The sequence below is a fragment of the Cyanobium sp. ULC082 genome, from assembly GCF_977927535.1.
The window spans coordinates 185,891-203,214 of sequence record NZ_OZ376397.1; the positions used below are offsets into that span (position 1 = coordinate 185,891).

Sequence of the window (17,324 nt, forward strand, 5' to 3'; positions counted from 1 at the left end):
AATCATATGGGCCCTGAGTTGTTCTGAATTAAGGATCATTTGAGCGGTCGTTACTCCAACACATCTTAGGTATTAATAATTTAGCTTGCTGTTGTTTCAGTCTAACGGCCAAGATCAGAAGCGGGCTGGACTTGATTGGGATTGCAGACAGCCAAGGCTCCCGTCTTCTGCATCTGGATGTTAGACGCCCTTAAGGGAGTCTAACATCTTCTACGGCTCTATAGAGGAGCCTCAACGATGGACAGTGAGCTCAGAAGCTCACCGGCGGCCCGCTCGCCAGACTGCAACGCCCCTTCCATGTAACTCCTCCACTGACTGGCTGTCTCTGTACCAGCGAAGTGCACGCGCCCGATGGGATCAGCCAGGCAAGGTTGATCGCCGCTTGACTGGCCCAGTCCTAGGCGGGACGCATATCCACCCTGGGACCAGGGATCTCCGTTCCAGTTGATCGAATGGAAGGCGATGGGTGGAGCGGGAGCTTCCCCCAGGGAATTGCGAATCTGTTCCAGAATGAGCGTTTTACGCTGGCCTTCCTCAAGGGCTGCGAGCTGATCGGCGCGGGAGGCTGTGGCTAAGGCGATGAGAATGCCGGGGGAACCTGCCGGGTCTGATGCGTCTGCCAGGTGTTCAATCGGACCATTTGGAGCGATCACCTGGCCATTCAGACCATTGAGGCGCCACCAGGCTTGCTCGTAGACGATCACCGTCTTGACCACTCGCCCCTTCACGATGGCCCTCTGGCACCACTGGGCGCGGCCATTGAGATCCACATCCAGTGAGATCTCCGAAAGCAGCTGAGGCGGAAGGGCGAGAATCACCCGCTGGGCCCGCAGTTCGCCCCCTGTTGTGGAGATCCTTACCTCGTTTGCGTCATGGCGAATTGCCGTCACGGGCCTCCCCAGCTGCAGATCGGCACCGAGCTCAACGGCGAGGCGCTGGGCAATGGCTTGGGCGCCCCCGCACAGGAAGGTCTGCTCCGCACTGGCCAGAGCCGCGAGCCCACCAATGCTGGTAATTTGCTGGATTACTTCGTAGCAGGACACTTCCTCTATCGAGGCGCAGACACCCTCCTCGACAGTCAGGCGCACGGCTTCACGTCCTGCATGTGTCAGTGCTTTCTCCTTGAGCCAGGCTGCGAACGTCTGGGAGTCAAGAGCCCTTCGCCGGAGATCGGTTGTAGACGTGCGAGCGGCGAGCTGCTTCGCCAGCCGCTGCAGTCGGAGCAGGATGAGCAGCTGATCCAACTTCGCCAGCCAGCCCGCGGGGAAGGATCCATGGCGGGGTACGGCACCCCCGCGGGCCATCCACACAGAGGCACCCTTGGTGTGAGATTCCGTGGTGGCAAGACCGAACTCCTTGACCAGTGCCTGGATTCGGTGCTGGCCAGGGGCAATCCACTGGGCACCGAAATCAATCCAGGAACCATCTCTGATCAGTTTGCTCCAGACCCGCCCGCCTACCCGATCCCGTGCTTCAAGCACCGTGACACGCAGACCGGCCCTGCGTAGCAAGCGCGCAGCCATGAGGCCGGATAGGCCGGCCCCCACGACGACGACATCCCAGGGCTTGATCCCATCTGGATCCTTGAAAAAGCCTGATGCGCTTGAGGGAGTGAAGGCTGACGGCATGAGACGGTCCCCGTAAAAGGATACAGACTGCATGTATCTAAGGGATTGCGTCAGATGTGTCAAGATCCATACTGTCTGTATGCATGATGGCTGCGCCATGTCCTCGGGGTTGACCAAGGTCGAGCAAACACAGCGGACCCGCAGAGCCATCCTCGACCGGGCTCGCCTTCTGTTCGCCCAAAATGGATACGCGGCCACCGGCACGGAGGAGCTCATCCGTGGGCTCGGAATCACCCGTGGAGCGCTCTACCACCAGTTCAAAGACAAGCAGGGGGTGCTCGAAGCGGTGATCGGCGAGGTCTATGAGGAGATCACCGGCGCGATCAGAGCGAGGGTTGAACCACTGGAAACAAGCTGGGATCAGATCTTGATGGGTTGCCATGCCTGCCTCGACATCGCCATTCAGGAGGATCTACGCCGTTTAGTCTTCATAGAAGCTCCCGCTTTCCTTTCAGTTGACACTCTGGCAAAATTGGACAAACCAGGCTTCACCTTGCTTCAGGAGGCGATTCAGAATGCTGTCGATGAAGGTCTTCTCGAGACAGTCAATGTTGAAGGTTTCACCTACCTGCTGAACGGATCGCTGAACGCCCTGGCTTCTTGGGCGGCACAATCAAGCGATAGTGATCGCCTGCGAATAGCTCATGATCTGTTGGAGGTTCAGATTCAGCTCTACAGGTCATGACTCGTCACGCATACCAGCTGGCAGGGTTCTTGGTGCGTCTAACAGTATTTCGGCGGGTCCGGTATCCATCCCCATCGGGGTTCACTGGCCGCATAAGATGCCTCCATGGCCAACGGCCCTTGCGCAGGACGTACACCAGCGTAGGGCTTTTGAAAGATTTGTCTCCTCGGCGTTGGGTTCATGGGCGGGTCCGTGAACCACATGTTTACACCGAACGAAAAAGTCCGCTGGGCTCATCACTCCACCTGGGTCTTGATCCAGAATGTGCAAATCAATCATTGAGACCTTCGCGTCACTGTGAGCCAGTAATTCTGGGTATCTGTTCTTGGATCGTGATGGTTCCACTGGAGCCACCAAGTTTCGTTTGGCCCTTAGATGGCGGCATTTGTCCCACTTTGATCACCTGATGCGATAGCCACCGATGACCAGGCCTCCCGCCTGCACTTCAGATGCGAACTGCATTGATTGCCTCGCCTCTGGGCCAAAGTTGCAGGACCCACCTGCACGACGACGGCATGGGACTTCTGGCATTCATTGGTCAAGTGAATGAACAACAGCACAGCAAAACCCAGTCATCGACGATCCAAGCTTCCTGAGAATCCATTCCCAGAGCCGATTCGCCAGATCAACTCACCCTGCCACCAAGCACTTGGAGAGCAGTTCTGGCTGGTTTCGCGCACGGTGGGGCGCAAGCCCTAAGGGATGTGACGCAGTGGTTCCGCAGGGCGGTCGTCTGCGTAGGTTCCGAATAGGTGAACTCCTTCCAATACCAACAGGAGACGGACGATGACGGCCATCAGCCAGTGCCCTTTCGCAGGCCGCTCCGGGGCCCCCACCACCGCCGGGGACCAATCCAACCGCAACTGGTGGCCCCACCAGCTCAACCTGGCCATCCTTCACCAGCACGCGCCGGCCTCCAATCCGCTCGGGGCGGAGTTCAACTACGCCCAGGCGTTCAACGAACTTGATTTCGCTGCCGTGAAGCGGGATCTGCTCGCGCTGATGACCGACTCCCAGGACTGGTGGCCGGCCGACTGGGGCCACTACGGCGGTCTGTTCATCCGCATGGCCTGGCACAGCGCCGGCACCTACCGCACCGGCGATGGCCGCGGCGGCGGCGGCACCGGCAACCAGCGCTTCGCGCCGATCAACAGCTGGCCCGACAACGGCAACCTCGACAAGGCCAGGCGGCTGCTCTGGCCGATCAAGCAGACCTACGGCAACCGGCTCTCCTGGGCCGATCTGATCATCCTGGCCGGCAACTGCGCCCTCGAATCAATGGGCTTTGCCACCTTCGGCTTCGGCGGCGGCCGCGTCGACATCTGGCAGCCGGAGGAAGACATCTACTGGGGCGGCGAAACAACCTGGCTCGGCGATGAGCGCTACAGCGGCGATCGGGAGCTGGAGAACCCCCTCGCCGCCGTGCAGATGGGCTTGATCTACGTGAATCCCGAAGGCCCGGGTGGCGTTCCCGACCCGGTGGCATCCGGGCGGGACGTGCGCGAAACCTTCGCGCGCATGGCCATGAACGACGAAGAAACGGTGGCTCTGGTGGCCGGCGGCCACACCTTCGGCAAGGCCCACGGGGCCGGCAGTCCGGAGCTGGTGGGAGCCGCACCGGAAGGGGCCAGCCTTGAGCAGCAGGGGCTGGGCTGGCACAACCGTTTCGGCAGCGGTATCGGTGGCGATGCCACCACTAGCGGCATCGAGGGGGCCTGGAAACCCAACCCCACCACCTGGGACCGGGGCTACTTCGAGATGCTCTTCGGCTACGAGTGGGAACTGGAGAAGAGCCCGGCCGGCGCCTGGCAGTGGCGGGCGAAGGATGTGCGCGAGGAGCACCTGATCCCCGACGCCCACGACCCCACGAAGCGGCACAGGCCGATGATGACCACAGCGGATTTGTCGCTGCGCTTCGATCCGATCTACGAACCGATCGCTCGCCGCTTTCACCAGGATCAGCAGGCCTTCGCCGATGCCTTTGCCCGCGCCTGGTTCAAGCTCACCCACCGCGACATGGGCCCGAAGGTGCTCTACCTCGGCCCCGAAGTACCGGATGAGGATCTGATCTGGCAGGACCCGATCCCCGCCACGGGCCATCCCCTGATCGGCGCCGCCGCCATCGCCGAGCTCAAGGCCCGGGTGCTGGCTTCGGGGTTGACGACGGCGGAGCTGGTGGCCACCGCCTGGGCATCGGCCTCCACCTATCGCGGCTCCGACAAGCGCGGCGGTGCCAATGGCGCCCGCCTGCGCCTGGCGCCCCAGAAAGACTGGGAGGTGAACCAGCCCGAGCAGCTGGCGCGGGTGCTGGCGGTGCTGGAAGGGATTCAACAGAGCTTCAACGCGGCCCAGGGCGATGGCACCCAGGTGTCGCTGGCGGATCTGATCGTGCTGGCCGGTGGCGCGGCGGTGGAAGCCGCCGCTGCCGCCGCTGGTCACGCCGTGGAGGTGCCCTTCAGCCCAGGCCGCACCGATGCCTCCCAGCAGCAGACCGATGCCGCCTCCTTCGCGGTGCTGGAGCCCCAGGCCGACGGCTTCCGCAACTACCAGAAGCGGGCCTTCAAGGTGCGGGCGGAAGAGCTGCTGATCGACCGGGCCCAGCTGCTGGGCCTGAGCGCACCGGAGCTGACGGTGCTGGTCGGCGGTCTGAGGGTGCTGGGGGCCAACACCGGCGGCTCAGCCCATGGCGTGTTCACCCACCGCGTCGGCACCCTCAGCACCGACTTCTTCGTGAATCTGCTCGACATGGACACGGTGTGGACGCCCAGCTCAGAGGCCGGCGACAGTTTCGAAGGACGCGACCGCCGCACAGGCGAGCTGCGCTGGAGCGGCACCCGGGTGGATCTGGTGTTCGGCTCCAACTCCCAGCTGCGGGCCCTCTCGGAGGTGTACGCCCAGAACGACGGACCCGCCAGGTTCGTGGCTGATTTCGTTTCGGCCTGGAACAAGGTGATGACGCTCGATCGCTTCTCCTAAGCGTTTGCGGAAAAACCGCCTGCCGGAGCTTCGGGTCCTTCACGAGCCGGCCCAGGCGGCGAGGATCGAACGATCGCATCCACCATCCGGGCGGTCTGCACAATCGGCGCCACATCGTGCACCCGCAGCAGATCGGCACCTTGCGTGATCGCCTGGGCGCAGACAGCCGCCGTGCCCCACAGCCGCGCGCGGGGTCTGGGTTCGTTGAGCACCGCGCCGATGAAGCGTTTGCGCGATGGGCCCACCAGCAGGGGGAACCCTTCGCGGCGCAGGTCCGCCAGCCCCCGCAGCAGCGCCAGGTTGTGCTCGGTGGTTTTGGCGAAGCCCAGGCCCGGGTCCCAGATCAGCTGATCAGCCCGGACCCCTGCCAAGTGCGCCGCCTCGCTGGCGCGCAGCAACTCCTCGCGCACCTCGGCCACCACATCGGCGTAGGCGGCCAGCCCATCCATGCTGCGGCTGTCGCCGCGGCTGTGCATGAGCACATAGGGACAGCCGAACTCCGCCACCACCGAGAGGATCCCGGCGTCGCGGCGCCCGCCGCTCACGTCGTTGATCCAGTGGGCGCCGGCCGCCAGAGCAGCCGCGGCCACCGGGGCCCGGAAGGTGTCGATCGAGATCAGTGGGCCGCCGCCTCCCGACCCAGCCGAGGCGCGGATCAGCTCCAGCACCGGCAGGACCCGGGCGAGTTCTTCGCTGGCGTTGATCTCCGTCGCCCCGGGGCGGGTGCTCTGGCCGCCGAGATCCAGCAGATCAGCCCCCTGGGCCACCATCTGCCGTGCCTGGCGCAGCGCCGCTGCCGGGGTGGGGTAACGCCCCCCATCGCTGAACGAATCCGGCGTGAGGTTGAGCACTCCCATCACGAAGGTTCGCTCGCCCCAGGGCAGGAGGGCCGCCGGAGCGGGGGGCTTCGGCACGGGCCGGATCATCCGTACATCCCGCAACCCTATGGACCCGGCTGGCTCAGGCAGCTGACTGCCATACGATCCGGGGAATCGTTCGTCTGCCGGGTCAGCTGCCGATGGTCACTGCGCTGATCACAGGAGCGAACCGTGGCATCGGCCTGGAGTACTGCCGGCAGTTGCTCTCCCGCGGCGTCGCGGTGATCGCGGTCTGCCGCCAACCCTCCAGCGCCCTGCTTGATCTCGGTGTGCGGGTGGAAGCGGGCGTGGATGTCACCAGCAGCGGGTCGATCGCCGCTCTGGTCGAGCGGCTGGATGGCCTGCCGCTTGACCTGCTGATCCAGAACGCCGGCATCCTCGAGCCCACCGGCCTGCAGCCCCTGGATTGCGACAGCCTCCGTCGTCAGTTCGAGGTGAATGCGATCGCGCCGCTGAAGCTCACTGCCGCCCTGCTCGACCAGCTGCAGCCGGGCGCCAAGCTGATCCTGATGTCCAGCCGGATGGGTTCGATCGCCGATAACGGCTCCGGTGGCTCCTACGGCTATCGGATGTCGAAAGTGGCGCTCTGCATGGCCGGAAAATCCCTGTCCATCGACCTCAGGGGGCGGCAGATCGCCGTGGCGATCCTCCATCCCGGCCTGGTCAGCACCGCGATGACCGGGTTCAGCTCCCATGGGATCACCGCCACGGAATCGGTGCAGGGCCTGATCGCCCGGATCGATGCGCTCAACCTGGAGAATTCGGGTACGTTCTGGCACGCCAATGGATCGGTGCTGCCCTGGTAGGAGAGCGGTTCGCTGACGAGACGTCGCTGTTGAGCGTGATCATCCCGGTGCTCGATGAGGCCGGCGAGATCGGCCTGCTGCTGCCCCACTGGCGGGCCTTGCGAGAGGCTGGCGCCGAGCTGGTCGTGGTCGATGGTGGCAGCGCCGATGCCACGGTGTCGCTGATCGAGCGGGGCGGCTTCGCCGTGCTGACCGCGCCCCGGGGCCGGGCCCGTCAGATGAATGCCGGAGCTGCCTCAGCCAGGGGTGGCTTGCTGATCTTTCTCCATGCCGACACCCGCCTGCCGGCCGCCGGACTCGATCTCGTGCGCCAGGCGCTCCGGGGGTGCCATGGCTGGGGTCGCTTCGATCTGGAGCTGGACGGCGGCGGCTGGCGCCTGCGCCTGGTGGCGGCGTTGATCAACGTCCGCTCCCGGCTCAGTGGCATCGCCACCGGCGATCAGGCCATCTTCATCAGCCGCCAGTGCTTCGAGGCCATCGGCGGCTTTCCCGATCAACCGCTGATGGAAGACATCGAACTCTCGGCCCGGCTGCGGCGGCGGTCGTCGCCTGTCTGCCTGCGGGCGAAGGTGGTCACCTCCAGTCGCCGCTGGCGGCGTCACGGCATCACCCGCACGATCGTCACGATGTGGTGGCTGCGGCTGGCCTATGCCTGCGGTGTGCCCAGCTCGATGCTGGCCCGCTTCTACCGATGAACCTGGCGCGATGAGCGGCCCCTCCCTCTGCCGGATCGTGATTCTGGCCAAGGCGCCGGTTGCCGGATCCTGCAAGACCCGCCTGATCCCCGCCCTCGGTGCCGAGGGTGCCGCCGCCCTGGCCAGGGCCTTCCTGCTGCGCACGGTGGACGCCGCCCTGGCGGCCGGGATCGGCCCCGTTGAGCTGTGCGTCACCCCGCCGGCTCGGCAGCCGATCTGGGCCACGCTGCCGCTGCCGCCGACCCTGGCCTGGAGCGATCAGGGCCCGGGTGATCTCGGCCGTCGCATGGAGGAGGCAGCGGTTCGCACCCTGGCCGGTGGTGAGCGGGTGATCCTGATCGGCACCGACTGTCCGGCGCTTGGTCCCGCCGTCCTGCGCCAGGCCGCCGCCGATCTGATCCACCACGACGCCTCGATCGTGCCGACCTTCGATGGCGGTTATGCCCTCCTGGCCCTGCGGCGCCAGCATCCGACGCTGTTTCGGGCGATGCCCTGGAGCACCGACGCGGTGCTGGCTGAAACGCGCTCCCGCCTGGCCGCCCTGGGCTGGTCGTCGCTCTGCCAGCCCCTGCTGCACGACATCGACGTGCCCGCTGATCTGTGCCATCTGCCGATGTCTCTCAGGCAGGAGGCGATCAGGGTCCAGCAGTGTCTTCCCCCGGTCAGCATGATGAACACAGGCGTTGAACCTGATCCTGCGACCGGTGGGCTGCAGGCCTTTCTCCATCCGATCGAGCCTCTCAGCGGTAGTCCATCAAGCGGTTGTGATTCGTGGTCGCCTGGTCAGGAGTGAGCCGATGATCGCCCCGCACTCCCCTTGCGGGGCTGGGCTGCGCTATGGCCTCTGGGCCGCGGGGCCCCTGCTGGTCGCCCTGCTGGCCACCCCCCGGGCAGGGCTCCCGGCCTGGGCTCCGGCCCTGGCGATCACGGTCTGGGCCGTGCTGCTGGCCAGGCGGCCGGAGCAGTCGCTGCCGCTGGCCGCCCGCCGCTCCGCCGTGCTGGTGATCAGCCTGCTGGGCGGGCGCTATCTGATCTGGCGGATCGGCTTCACCCTCAACCTCACCAGTGCCGCCGGCACGGCGCTGAGCCTGACGATGCTGGCGGCTGAACTGATCCTGCTGGTCACCGGCCTCCTGCAGCTCTGGCTCGCCTGGGCCCGCCAGCCGCCCGTGGCCGAGGAAGCGGCCGCCGCCGAGCGGGCGCTGCAGCGGCGGATCGCCTGGCAGCCCGCCCAGGTGCCCTCGGTGGATGTGCTGGTGCCGAGCCGGGGTGAGCCGCTGGAGCTGATCGAGCGCTGCCTGCGCGGCTGCCTCGGCCTCGATTACCCGCGCCACCTGGTCTGGCTGCTCGATGACAGCGGTCGCGAGTCGCTCCGCCTGCTCTGCCGTCAGCTCGGTTGTCGCTACCTCAGCCGCCCGGACCACAGCCATGCCAAGGCGGGCAACCTCAACCATGCCCTGCCCTGGCTCACCGCTGATCTGCTGGTGGTCTTCGATGCCGACGTCGTTCCCCGCCGCTCCTTTCTCCGTCGCACCGTCGGCCTGTTCGACGATCCCCGGGTGGGTTTCGTGCAGACGCCGCAGTCGTCGATGAACGCGGATCCGGTGATGCGGAACCTGCGGCTCGAGCCCTGGCTGATGCCCGATGAGGAGAGCTTCTACCGCTGGATCGAGCCCACCCGCCAGGCGATGGGGGCGGTGGTCTGCGCCGGCACTTCCTTCGTGATGCGCCGCTCGGCCCTGCTGCAGGTGGGAGGCTTCGAGACCGGCACACCCTCCGAAGACCTGGCCACCGGCATCCGCCTGGCCGCCGCCGGCTACCGCAACCTCTATCTCGACAGCAAGCTCAGCGCCGGCCTGGCACCGCTGTCGATCGCCGCGATGGCCCTCCAGCGCTGCCGCTGGGCCGGCGGCACCCTGCAGACCCTGCGCACCGGCGCCAGTCCGCTCAGCATCCCCGGCCTCACCCCCTGGCAGCGGATCGCCTATCTGGAGGGCATCCTGCACTGGTTCAACGTGGTGCCGCAGCTGGTCCTGCTGCTCATGCCGCTCAGCTTCGGTCTGCTCGGGGTGCTGCCGATCGTGGTGCGGGGATCCGGGCTGCTGAGCATGGCCCTGCCCTTCTACCTGAGCCAGTTGCTGCTGGTGCGCTGGTTCAGCCGTGGCGCCCGCAACGCCCTGCTGCCGGAGCTTTACCGCTGGATCTTCCTGATGCCGCTGGTGACGGCCGTGCTCGGCGCGATCGCCGGCAGGCCGCCGCGCTTCCGGGTGACGCCGAAGACGCTGGCGCCGGCTGGGCAGAGGGCTGTCGATCCCGGCCTGCTGGTCCCCCTGCTGCTGCTGCTCGGCCTGCAGGGGCTCAACCTGGCCTTGCTGATCGGCCGGCCGGGAGCGTTCGGTTTCAGCAGCCAGGCGCTCGGCCTCAGCTGGGCGGCCCTGGGCACCGCCAGCTTGCTGCTGGCGCTCCGCACCTGCTGGGACCGTCCCCAGGAGGACGCGATTCCCTGGTTTTCGCTCGATGCCCCGCTGGTGCAGCTGCGTGGCGAGCGGGGGCTGGGGCCCGCCCGGATCCTGGCGATCAGCGAGCAGGGGGTGGAGCTGGTGATGACAGCCGAAGCCGAGCTGGGTGCGCCCGCTGCCCTGCTCTGGCCGGGCCTCGACCTGCCCCCCCTTCCCCTGCATCTGGAGCGGATCCAGCCAGGCCGCCGCGGCTGCCGAATCGGTCGCCGGCTCGGTTGTCGCTGGGCTCCGTTGAGCCACTCCCAGAGCGAAGCGCTGGATCGATTGCTCTACCGGGGGGAGGGCACCTGGCCCCGGCGTCAGGCCCCGTTCGAACCGTTCGCCCTGGTGGCGGTGCTGGCCCAGCTGCTCAGGCCCGTGCCGCCCCAGGGCTGGTTTCGACGCAGTGTGCTCCCAGGGGTTGCAAGATGAAGGACCTTGCCGGATTTGCACCATGGAAGCCCGCTGGAACGATGCCGTCCTGGCTGTCAGTGATGACATCGTCAAGCTGGAAGGCAATGCGTACTTCCCCGCCGAAGCCCTCGTCCAGGACCATTTCCGCCCTTCCAGTCACCGCAGCGTCTGCGGCTGGAAGGGGGAGGCCCACTACTACGACGTGGTGGTGGGCGAGAAGGTGAATGCCAACGCCGCCTGGTTCTATCCCGAGCCCAAGGAAGCCGCCGCCGAAATCAAGGGCCGCATCGCTTTCTGGAAAGGTGTTCAGGTGCGCGGCTGAGCCTCCGCCTGCTCCGGCCAGCCCACGATCATCCCGGCGATCGGGATGGCCAGAAACACCCCCAGCAACCCCGCCACCCGCTCGCCGATGAACAGGGCAAAAAACACCACCACCGGGCTGATGTTCAGGGCTTTCCCCATCACTCTTGGATGGATCAGGTTGTCTTGAATCTGCTGCAGGATGATCGAGGCAACCACCACAGAAAGGGCCATCCATGGCCCCTGGGTGAGCAACACGAGGCTGGTGATCGTGATCACACCCAGGATGGCGCCGATGCCGGGAATGGCATCGAGAACCCCCACTACCAGTGCAAGCACCAGGGAGAACTTCACACCAAGCAGGGCGAAAATCAAAAAGCTGGTTACCGATAGAAACAGCACCAGGGTCATCTGGCCGCGCAGAAAGCCGAGCACATTTTTCTGCACGCTCCGGTCGAAACCCTCACGATGATCAATCGGCACCAGTCCCAGCAATGAGGTCCATAACCTGGTGCCATCGGCGAGCATGTAGATCGTGATCACCGGCAGGATGATGGCCGTGAACAGGTTGGCAACTGCACCTCCAAGCACGCCAAAGCCGGTGCCGAAGCTGGTCCTGATCACGGTGATGATCTGATCGATATTGAGCTGCTTGAAGTAGCTGTGAAAGGGAAAGTCCGAATCTTTCAGACTGGCCAGAAGATCATTGATCAAACTGCTGCCCTGGTTGAGCAGTTGAAACCCAAGGATCGTGATGGATCCAGTCAGGACGCTGACCACTCCAATGCAGACGATCACGATGGCCAGCCAGCGTGGCAGCCAGGCGGTGAGGAAACGAACGGGGTAATCCATCAACACGGCCAGAATTGCCGCCAGGATGAAGATCGAAAGAACAGGATAGAAAAAGGCGATCAGGGCCACTCCTGCCCAGCCACAGGCAAACAGCAACAGGAAACGAACGAGATTGGAATTGTTGATTGAGGCCCAGGGGGCGGACTCTTCCCGATTCATGGCGTTCAGCTGGCTGGCAGCAGCGTAAGCCCGCCCGGCCTGAGCGAAGCCTGATGGGGCGGTTCAGCGGCTGCTCGAATCGAGGCGAAGGCCGGTTTTCAGGCCGTTGCAGGTTCTGCGCTGATGGCTATGCCGCACTCTGTCATGAAAGGCTTGTGGAGAGGATCCCGGAGGCGCCCCTGAATTGCCTGCCAAACGCTAGACTAACTACGTGGATAATTCACATAAACCCTGTCACCCACCAAGCCGCCGGTTTTTGAGTTGAATCTCTGAGCCATTGGTGGAGCCAAACTCCCCGTTGCTTTCGTTCCCCACTCCTTGCATCCGTAACCCCCCTTGGCGAATCCCAGCGATCAATCCGTAGCCCTGGCCGAGCCAATCGCCAGCCAGAACAGTGAATCTGGTGGCAGCAGATCGGTGCAGCGGGCTGATTTCGTTCTGGCTCCCTATGTGAGGAGCAACAACCTCTGGGCCACCTGGCAGATCGCCAACACCCTGGTTCCCTATGCCTTGCTCTGGTATCTGCTGGTGCAGGCGGCGCAATTCTCCCCATGGCTGGTGCCGCCGTTGCTGGTGCTGACGGTGTTGTTCTCGGGGCGTTGTTTCTCCCTGATGCATGACTGCGGTCACCAGTCCCTGTTCCGTTCCAAGGCCGTGAATCGTGGAGTGGGTTTTCTGTTGGGAGTGGTCAATGCGATTCCTCAGTATCCCTGGTCCCGCGGCCACGCTTTCCATCACAAGCACAATGGAAACTGGGATCTCTATCGCGGTCCTTCGGCTTTGGTGAGCTCCGAAACTTTCCTGGCGATGGGGCCATTTCAGCAAGGATTTTATCAGTTTCTACGCCACCCCCTAATGCTCTTTCCAGGTGGCTTTTTCTATCTGGTGATCAAGCCAAGGCTGGCCCTCCTGCTCGGCAGCGTTGATTTTGCCGCCCATGCCATTCGTTGCTGGCGCAGTGATCTGGGCATCGGCTTCAAGCAGATTCGCAGCACCTACAAGCCGAAGTATTGGTACACCGATCTGGAATTTCAGGATCTTCTTCTCAACAACATCTGCGTGGTGGGGAGTTGGATCCTCCTCAGCCAGCTGATCGGAACTGCTCTGTTCTGGACTCTTTATTCGATTGTGATGGCCTGCTCGGCCGCTCTGTTCATCTGCATCTTCTTTGTGCAGCACAATTTCGAAGGGTCCTATGCCCATCGCACTGAGGGTTGGAGCTCACTCACCGGTGCGATTGAAGGCACCAGCCTTTTGAAGCTTCCCGCCATTTTCAACTGGTTCACCGCCGATATCGGCTACCACAACATTCATCACCTCTGCTCAAGGATCCCGAATTACCATCTTCAGGCTTGCCATCAGCGCAATGCCGCCCTGCTCAGCAGCGCCACCACACTCACGATCCGGCAGATCCCCGAATGCTTCAAATTCATTCTTTGGGATCGAGACACCGACAGTCTGCAGTCGGTGGCTCAGGTGCAGCAGGCTGCTCAGGCCGCTGGGGCCTGAGCCCCGCGGCCCTGGTGCCGGGCTGAATGCAACAGCTTCTGTTCAGCGTTCACCCAGCAGCTCTGCCCAGGTGGGGGCTGTGCTGATCGGCGTGAAATCGTCGCTGGCTTTGGCTTTGACAGGCTTGCTCAGCGAGGTCCGGCTGAATGGACTGGCCACTGCGCCCGGGCGTTGGCGGCGGTGCCGGCCACCGGGAGCGGCTTGCTGATCTGGGTGGATGAACTTAGTTTTCATGGGTTGAGAAGGGGGTATGGATCAACATCCGCTGGCTGGTGCTCCCAGGCTCTGGCCTGGTTTCAGAACATGATCAAAAGAGAAACCCGGTCAGGGGTTTGGCCTGTCGCTGAAGCGCTGCGATCAGGGGATCTGACTGGTGTCCGCTGGCTCGCTGGTGCCTGGAAGGCGGGCGCGGGCTTGAGAGTGACTGTTGGCTGAACGTGACTGCTGGATGAACCGGAATGTTGGTTGAACGTGATCGGCCCCTCGCGGAGCTTCGGCCGATTCCATTCACCATAGTCCGTGGCAAGGCCTTTGCAACACGAACAGCAACTGGATCAGATCAGATCAGATCAGATCAGTTCTGGATGGAGGGGGTCCCCTTTGAACGGTCCGGCCACATGGGAGGTGATCCAGCCGCCGTAGAAGCCGCCCTGCTGGGGACGCACCGCCTCGCCATCCACCCAGCAGCCCTCCATCCGGCCCGGGTAGAGGGCAAACCAGCCGGCCAGGGGCGCGTAGGCCGGCGTTGGTGCCGGGTAGTTCCAGACGGCCCGCTGGATTCGCCGTTGGCCCACCACCAGATCGAAGTAGCAGGCCACCCCCTTCCATTCGCAGAAGCTCCCGCCAGCCACCGGCTGCAGCAACTCCAGCCGCAGGTGGTCCGGGGGCAGGTAGTAGGTGGGCGGGTGGAAGGTTTCCAGTACCCGCAGCGAACGGCGGGTGTCACAGAACAGTTCGCCCAGGGCGCGCACCACCACATGGGAGTCGCAGGCCACCAGGGCCGGAGGGCGCGGATAGTCGGCGGCCCGTTCCACATCCCCCGCCTGGCTGGAATGCCGTTGTTCAGCCCGGTCCATCAGCCCAATCCCCCTGAATTCCGTGCCACCGGAGCGCCTCATCGGCAACCATCCTTGACCACAATGTCGTGAGCATGGCCTTCCCTCCTTCCGATCGGCTGTCGATCCGTCTCGACCGGGCCCTGGCCCGGCTGGGGGGCACCGCCCTGATTCCCTTGATTCCGCTTGGCTTGGCCTGGGGTCAGGAGCTGGCCGATCAACTCCTCTTCGGCGGCCGGTGGAACCTGCCGATGCTGCCGGGGGGGAGCTTTCTCGGTGTTCTCACCGCGCCGTTCAGCCACAGCGGCTTCGATCATCTGATCGGCAACAGCTTCTGGTTCCTGCCGCTCTCCTGGCTGGTGCTGCTAAAGAGTCGGCGCGACTACCTGGCCGTCTGGCTGGGGACCTACCTGCTGGCGATTCCGGTCTGGCTGTTCTGGCCCGCTGGCAGCCACGGGCTCTCCGGGGTGGTGTTCGGCCTGCTGGGCTATCTGGTTGTGATCGGCTTCCTGGAGAGGCGGCCCCTGGCGCTCGCTCTCTCCGTGTTCAGCCTGATCAGCTACGGCGGCTTCCTGCCTGGCCTGCTGCCCTTCTTCTCCCCACCGGGAATCAGCTGGATCGGTCATGCCTCCGGCTTTGCCGGTGGCGTGCTCGCCGCCCTGGCTGTCTACCGTGAGCCGAGCCGGCCAAGCCCATCCTGAGTGGTCTCGGCCACGTCCTCCACCTTTCTGTCGCGCTCCCTGCCGCTGTTGCCGATGTCCTGTCCCCGCTGTGGCAGCTGGAATGTTCGCCGGGATCGCAGCCTGGCCGGTCGCATGGTCTGCGGAAACTGCAGCATGCCCCTGGGCAAGGGCCAGGCAACCTCCCTGGGCGGCCGGCGTCGCCGCCTCTCGGGGATCGGCGCCGGACGCGGCAGGATCTGGCGCTGGGCCTTGCCGCTCGGCCTGCTGCTGCTGGTGGGCGCCCATCTCGCCCAGCTGAGCGGGCGGGATCAGCCGTCCTGGCCCCCGGCCCCTCAGACGCTTCGCTGAGCCCGGAGCACTGGGAGCTGCGCCCGTTCAGCCGTGGATGAAGCTGCGCAGACGCCGGGCCTCGGCGCCGGCCCGCTGTTGCAGCTCGGCGGCCGTGCGCTGGGCCTCATCCCGTTCCCTGGCCTGAAGCAGGTCGGCTTCTTCGACCTCAAACCCCTCCCGCCGGGCCAGGGCCAGGAAGCTGGCCAGATCGAGCGGTTCAGCGAGCTCGGCCGAGATGGCTGGGCTGAGCTGGGCGTGGCGCAGGAAGGCATCGAGTTGGGTCAGGCCCATGGATCTTCCGCTTTCACACGACCCGTTTTAGCGGATCGGCTCACGGCGTTCCGGCGGGTCTTCGCCGGAGCCCTCCCGGACCTCCTGCATGGTGAAGCGGCTGATCAGCAGACCCATCACCATCGCCATGTAGATCGGTCCGATCACGCTGAGGGCGATGCTCGTCATCTGGGCCATGGGGGTGCGGGGCAGCACATCGCCGAATCCCACGGTGGTGAGGCTCACGAAGGCGAAGTAGTTGAGGTACACGAAATCCAGCTCCCACACCTTCGTCTGCTGGTAGCCAGTCGCTCCGGCGGCCTGCAGCAGGCCCTGCGGATTGCTCAGGCTGGAGAAGCTGCCGGGCTGAACTGTTTCCAGCGCTGTGACCAGCAGTCCGGCCGTGAGCCCCAGCAGCAGATAGCCGGCCGTCGCACCCATCAGCACCTGTCCATTCACGGTGCGTTCCTCGGCCAGGAACCCCACCAGCCGCACCAGGCTCAGTCCAATGAACAGGGTGATCAGCACCAGCAGGGGCAGGCCGCTCTGCCGGTTCGCCACCGGCGTGACGTACCAGAACCACTGGGAGATGATCGCCGCGGCGCCGAGCAGCCGGTAGGGCAGATCCCAGCGCTTCGCTTCGGCTGCCTGGCGCGACCGCCCGCCCAGTTCGACGACCAGCAGAAAGCAGATCAGGTTGTAGCCGATCGCCCCGAGCACCCGCAGGCTGGACGGCACCGCCAGGCTGATCATCACCAGCAGGGTGAGAACCAGCAGGGTTCTGTAGAAGCGGTGGCGGCGGCGCAGCCGCGCTCCAGCAGGAAGGCTCTGGTCGTAAGGAAGCGGCACCGATGGGGGTGTGCAGACGTGGCCCCATTCTCGGAGCGCGCCGCTGCCGTTCAGTCGAACAGGTCCCGTTGGCGAGGCGGGGCGAGTCCCCGGGGCAGCGCTTCCCATTCCCGGGGGTCCCAGCCCACCATCAGCGGTTCGAGTGCCCGCAGCCCCGCGCCGTCGGTCTGGGCCAGCCAGGCCTCCTCCAGGCCATCGGGAAGGATCACCGGCATCCGGTTGTGGATCGGGGCGACCAGGGTGTTCGGGGCCGTGGTCAGCACGCAGCAGCTCTCCACCTCACTGCCGTCCGGTCCGATCCAGCGATCCCAGAGGCCGGCCAGCCAGAAAAGCTGCCGGTCGCGTCGCTGAATCAGCCAGGGTTGTCTGCCCAGTCGGCCGCGGGGGGATGTCCACTCGTAGAAGCCATCGGCGGGCAGCAGGCAGCGACGATGCCGCCAGGCCCCTTTGAAGGTGGCTTTCTCGGCCACCGTTTCACGGCGGGCATTGATCGGTCGTGCTGCCGCCAGGGGATCCCGGGCCCATTCAGGCAGCAGGCCCCAGAGCAGCAGGGCGCTGCCGATCACCCCGTGTTCCTGGCGCAGGGCCAGCACCGGCTGGCCCGGGCTGACCTGCGCAACCGGGGCGTAATGGGCGGCGAGCTCGCCTGGAAGGCTGCCCCTCAGGCGGGGCAGAAGCCGATCGAGTTCGGTGCTGAGGGAATAGCGACCGCACATGGCAGCAGAAGATCACGTTCG

17 protein-coding genes are annotated in these 17,324 nt (G+C 65.0%); 10 read left to right on the plus strand and 7 right to left on the minus strand.

Annotation, left to right across the window (positions count from 1 at the left end; translation table 11 throughout):
* Positions 1–218: 218 nt before the first annotated feature.
* A complete protein-coding gene (locus ACXMDY_RS01040) occupies positions 219–1,745 on the minus strand; it encodes a flavin monoamine oxidase family protein (protein ID WP_457767254.1) in 1,527 nt (508 codons plus the stop codon).
* Here ACXMDY_RS01040 and ACXMDY_RS01045 point away from each other — a divergent pair.
* A complete protein-coding gene (locus ACXMDY_RS01045; protein WP_259701507.1) occupies positions 1,738–2,313 on the plus strand; it encodes a TetR/AcrR family transcriptional regulator in 576 nt (191 codons plus the stop codon). The genes ACXMDY_RS01040 and ACXMDY_RS01045 overlap by 8 nt on opposite strands.
* Positions 2,314–3,099: 786 nt before the next feature.
* On the plus strand, positions 3,100–5,289 hold the full coding sequence (gene katG / locus ACXMDY_RS01050) for a catalase/peroxidase HPI (protein ID WP_259701506.1): 2,190 nt from the start codon (positions 3,100–3,102) through the stop codon (positions 5,287–5,289).
* Here katG and folP read toward each other — a convergent pair.
* Positions 5,286–6,215, minus strand: a complete 930-nt coding sequence (gene folP, locus ACXMDY_RS01055) for a dihydropteroate synthase (protein ID WP_457767255.1) — start codon at positions 6,213–6,215, stop codon at positions 5,286–5,288. The two genes, katG and folP, sit on opposite strands and share 4 nt — an antisense overlap.
* A 92-nt stretch (positions 6,216–6,307) precedes the next feature.
* On the opposite strand from folP, the gene ACXMDY_RS01060 reads away from it, so the two are divergent.
* From ACXMDY_RS01060 to ACXMDY_RS01080, 5 genes are read left to right on the plus strand one after another with little or no spacing between them, the layout of a single operon-like run.
* The gene (locus ACXMDY_RS01060; protein WP_259701505.1) at positions 6,308–6,973 is read left to right on the plus strand and encodes an SDR family oxidoreductase; all 666 of its coding nucleotides are present in this window, start codon (positions 6,308–6,310) and stop codon (positions 6,971–6,973) included.
* 35 nt (positions 6,974–7,008) lie between these two features.
* Positions 7,009–7,668: a TIGR04283 family arsenosugar biosynthesis glycosyltransferase gene (locus tag ACXMDY_RS01065; protein WP_259701513.1), complete on the plus strand. Its 660-nt coding sequence runs from the start codon at positions 7,009–7,011 to the stop codon at positions 7,666–7,668.
* Between the two features lie 10 nt (positions 7,669–7,678).
* On the plus strand, positions 7,679–8,461 hold the full coding sequence (locus ACXMDY_RS01070) for a TIGR04282 family arsenosugar biosynthesis glycosyltransferase (protein ID WP_259701504.1): 783 nt from the start codon (positions 7,679–7,681) through the stop codon (positions 8,459–8,461).
* Positions 8,462–8,465: 4 nt separating this feature from the next.
* Positions 8,466–10,598 (plus strand): glycosyltransferase, encoded by a 2,133-nt coding sequence (locus ACXMDY_RS01075; protein ID WP_457767256.1) that lies wholly within the window; start codon positions 8,466–8,468, stop codon positions 10,596–10,598.
* 22 nt (positions 10,599–10,620) lie between these two features.
* A complete protein-coding gene (locus tag ACXMDY_RS01080) occupies positions 10,621–10,902 on the plus strand; it encodes a DUF427 domain-containing protein (protein WP_259701503.1) in 282 nt (93 codons plus the stop codon).
* On the opposite strand, the gene ACXMDY_RS01085 is transcribed toward ACXMDY_RS01080, so the two are convergent.
* Entirely contained in the window at positions 10,887–11,891 is a 1,005-nt protein-coding gene (locus ACXMDY_RS01085) for an AI-2E family transporter (protein ID WP_259701502.1), read from the minus strand. The genes ACXMDY_RS01080 and ACXMDY_RS01085 overlap by 16 nt on opposite strands.
* Before the next feature lie 336 nt (positions 11,892–12,227).
* On the opposite strand from ACXMDY_RS01085, the gene ACXMDY_RS01090 reads away from it, so the two are divergent.
* Positions 12,228–13,400, plus strand: a complete 1,173-nt coding sequence (locus ACXMDY_RS01090) for a fatty acid desaturase (RefSeq protein WP_259701501.1) — start codon at positions 12,228–12,230, stop codon at positions 13,398–13,400.
* A 569-nt stretch (positions 13,401–13,969) separates the two neighbouring features.
* On the opposite strand, the gene ACXMDY_RS01095 is transcribed toward ACXMDY_RS01090, so the two are convergent.
* Complete coding sequence (locus ACXMDY_RS01095) at positions 13,970–14,476, minus strand: DUF427 domain-containing protein (protein ID WP_259701499.1); 507 nt, start codon at positions 14,474–14,476, stop codon at positions 13,970–13,972.
* Positions 14,477–14,550: 74 nt separating this feature from the next.
* Between ACXMDY_RS01095 and ACXMDY_RS01100 the strand changes: the two genes are divergently transcribed.
* Both ACXMDY_RS01100 and ACXMDY_RS01105 read left to right on the plus strand, forming a co-directional pair.
* Entirely contained in the window at positions 14,551–15,156 is a 606-nt protein-coding gene (locus ACXMDY_RS01100; protein ID WP_259701498.1) for a rhomboid family intramembrane serine protease, read from the plus strand.
* Entirely contained in the window at positions 15,157–15,486 is a 330-nt protein-coding gene (locus ACXMDY_RS01105; protein WP_259701497.1) for a hypothetical protein, read from the plus strand. It begins immediately after the preceding gene.
* 27 nt (positions 15,487–15,513) lie between these two features.
* Here ACXMDY_RS01105 and ACXMDY_RS01110 read toward each other — a convergent pair whose 3' ends face one another.
* Genes ACXMDY_RS01110 through ACXMDY_RS01120 form a run of 3 tightly spaced genes read right to left on the minus strand, consistent with a single transcriptional unit; the run spans position 15,514 to position 17,303 of the window.
* A complete protein-coding gene (locus ACXMDY_RS01110; RefSeq protein ID WP_259701496.1) occupies positions 15,514–15,759 on the minus strand; it encodes a Nif11-like leader peptide family natural product precursor in 246 nt (81 codons plus the stop codon).
* A 27-nt stretch (positions 15,760–15,786) separates the two neighbouring features.
* Complete coding sequence (locus tag ACXMDY_RS01115) at positions 15,787–16,587, minus strand: potassium channel family protein (protein ID WP_259701495.1); 801 nt, start codon at positions 16,585–16,587, stop codon at positions 15,787–15,789.
* Between the two features lie 50 nt (positions 16,588–16,637).
* Positions 16,638–17,303, minus strand: a complete 666-nt coding sequence (locus ACXMDY_RS01120) for an SOS response-associated peptidase (protein ID WP_259701494.1) — start codon at positions 17,301–17,303, stop codon at positions 16,638–16,640.
* Positions 17,304–17,324 lie beyond the last annotated feature (21 nt).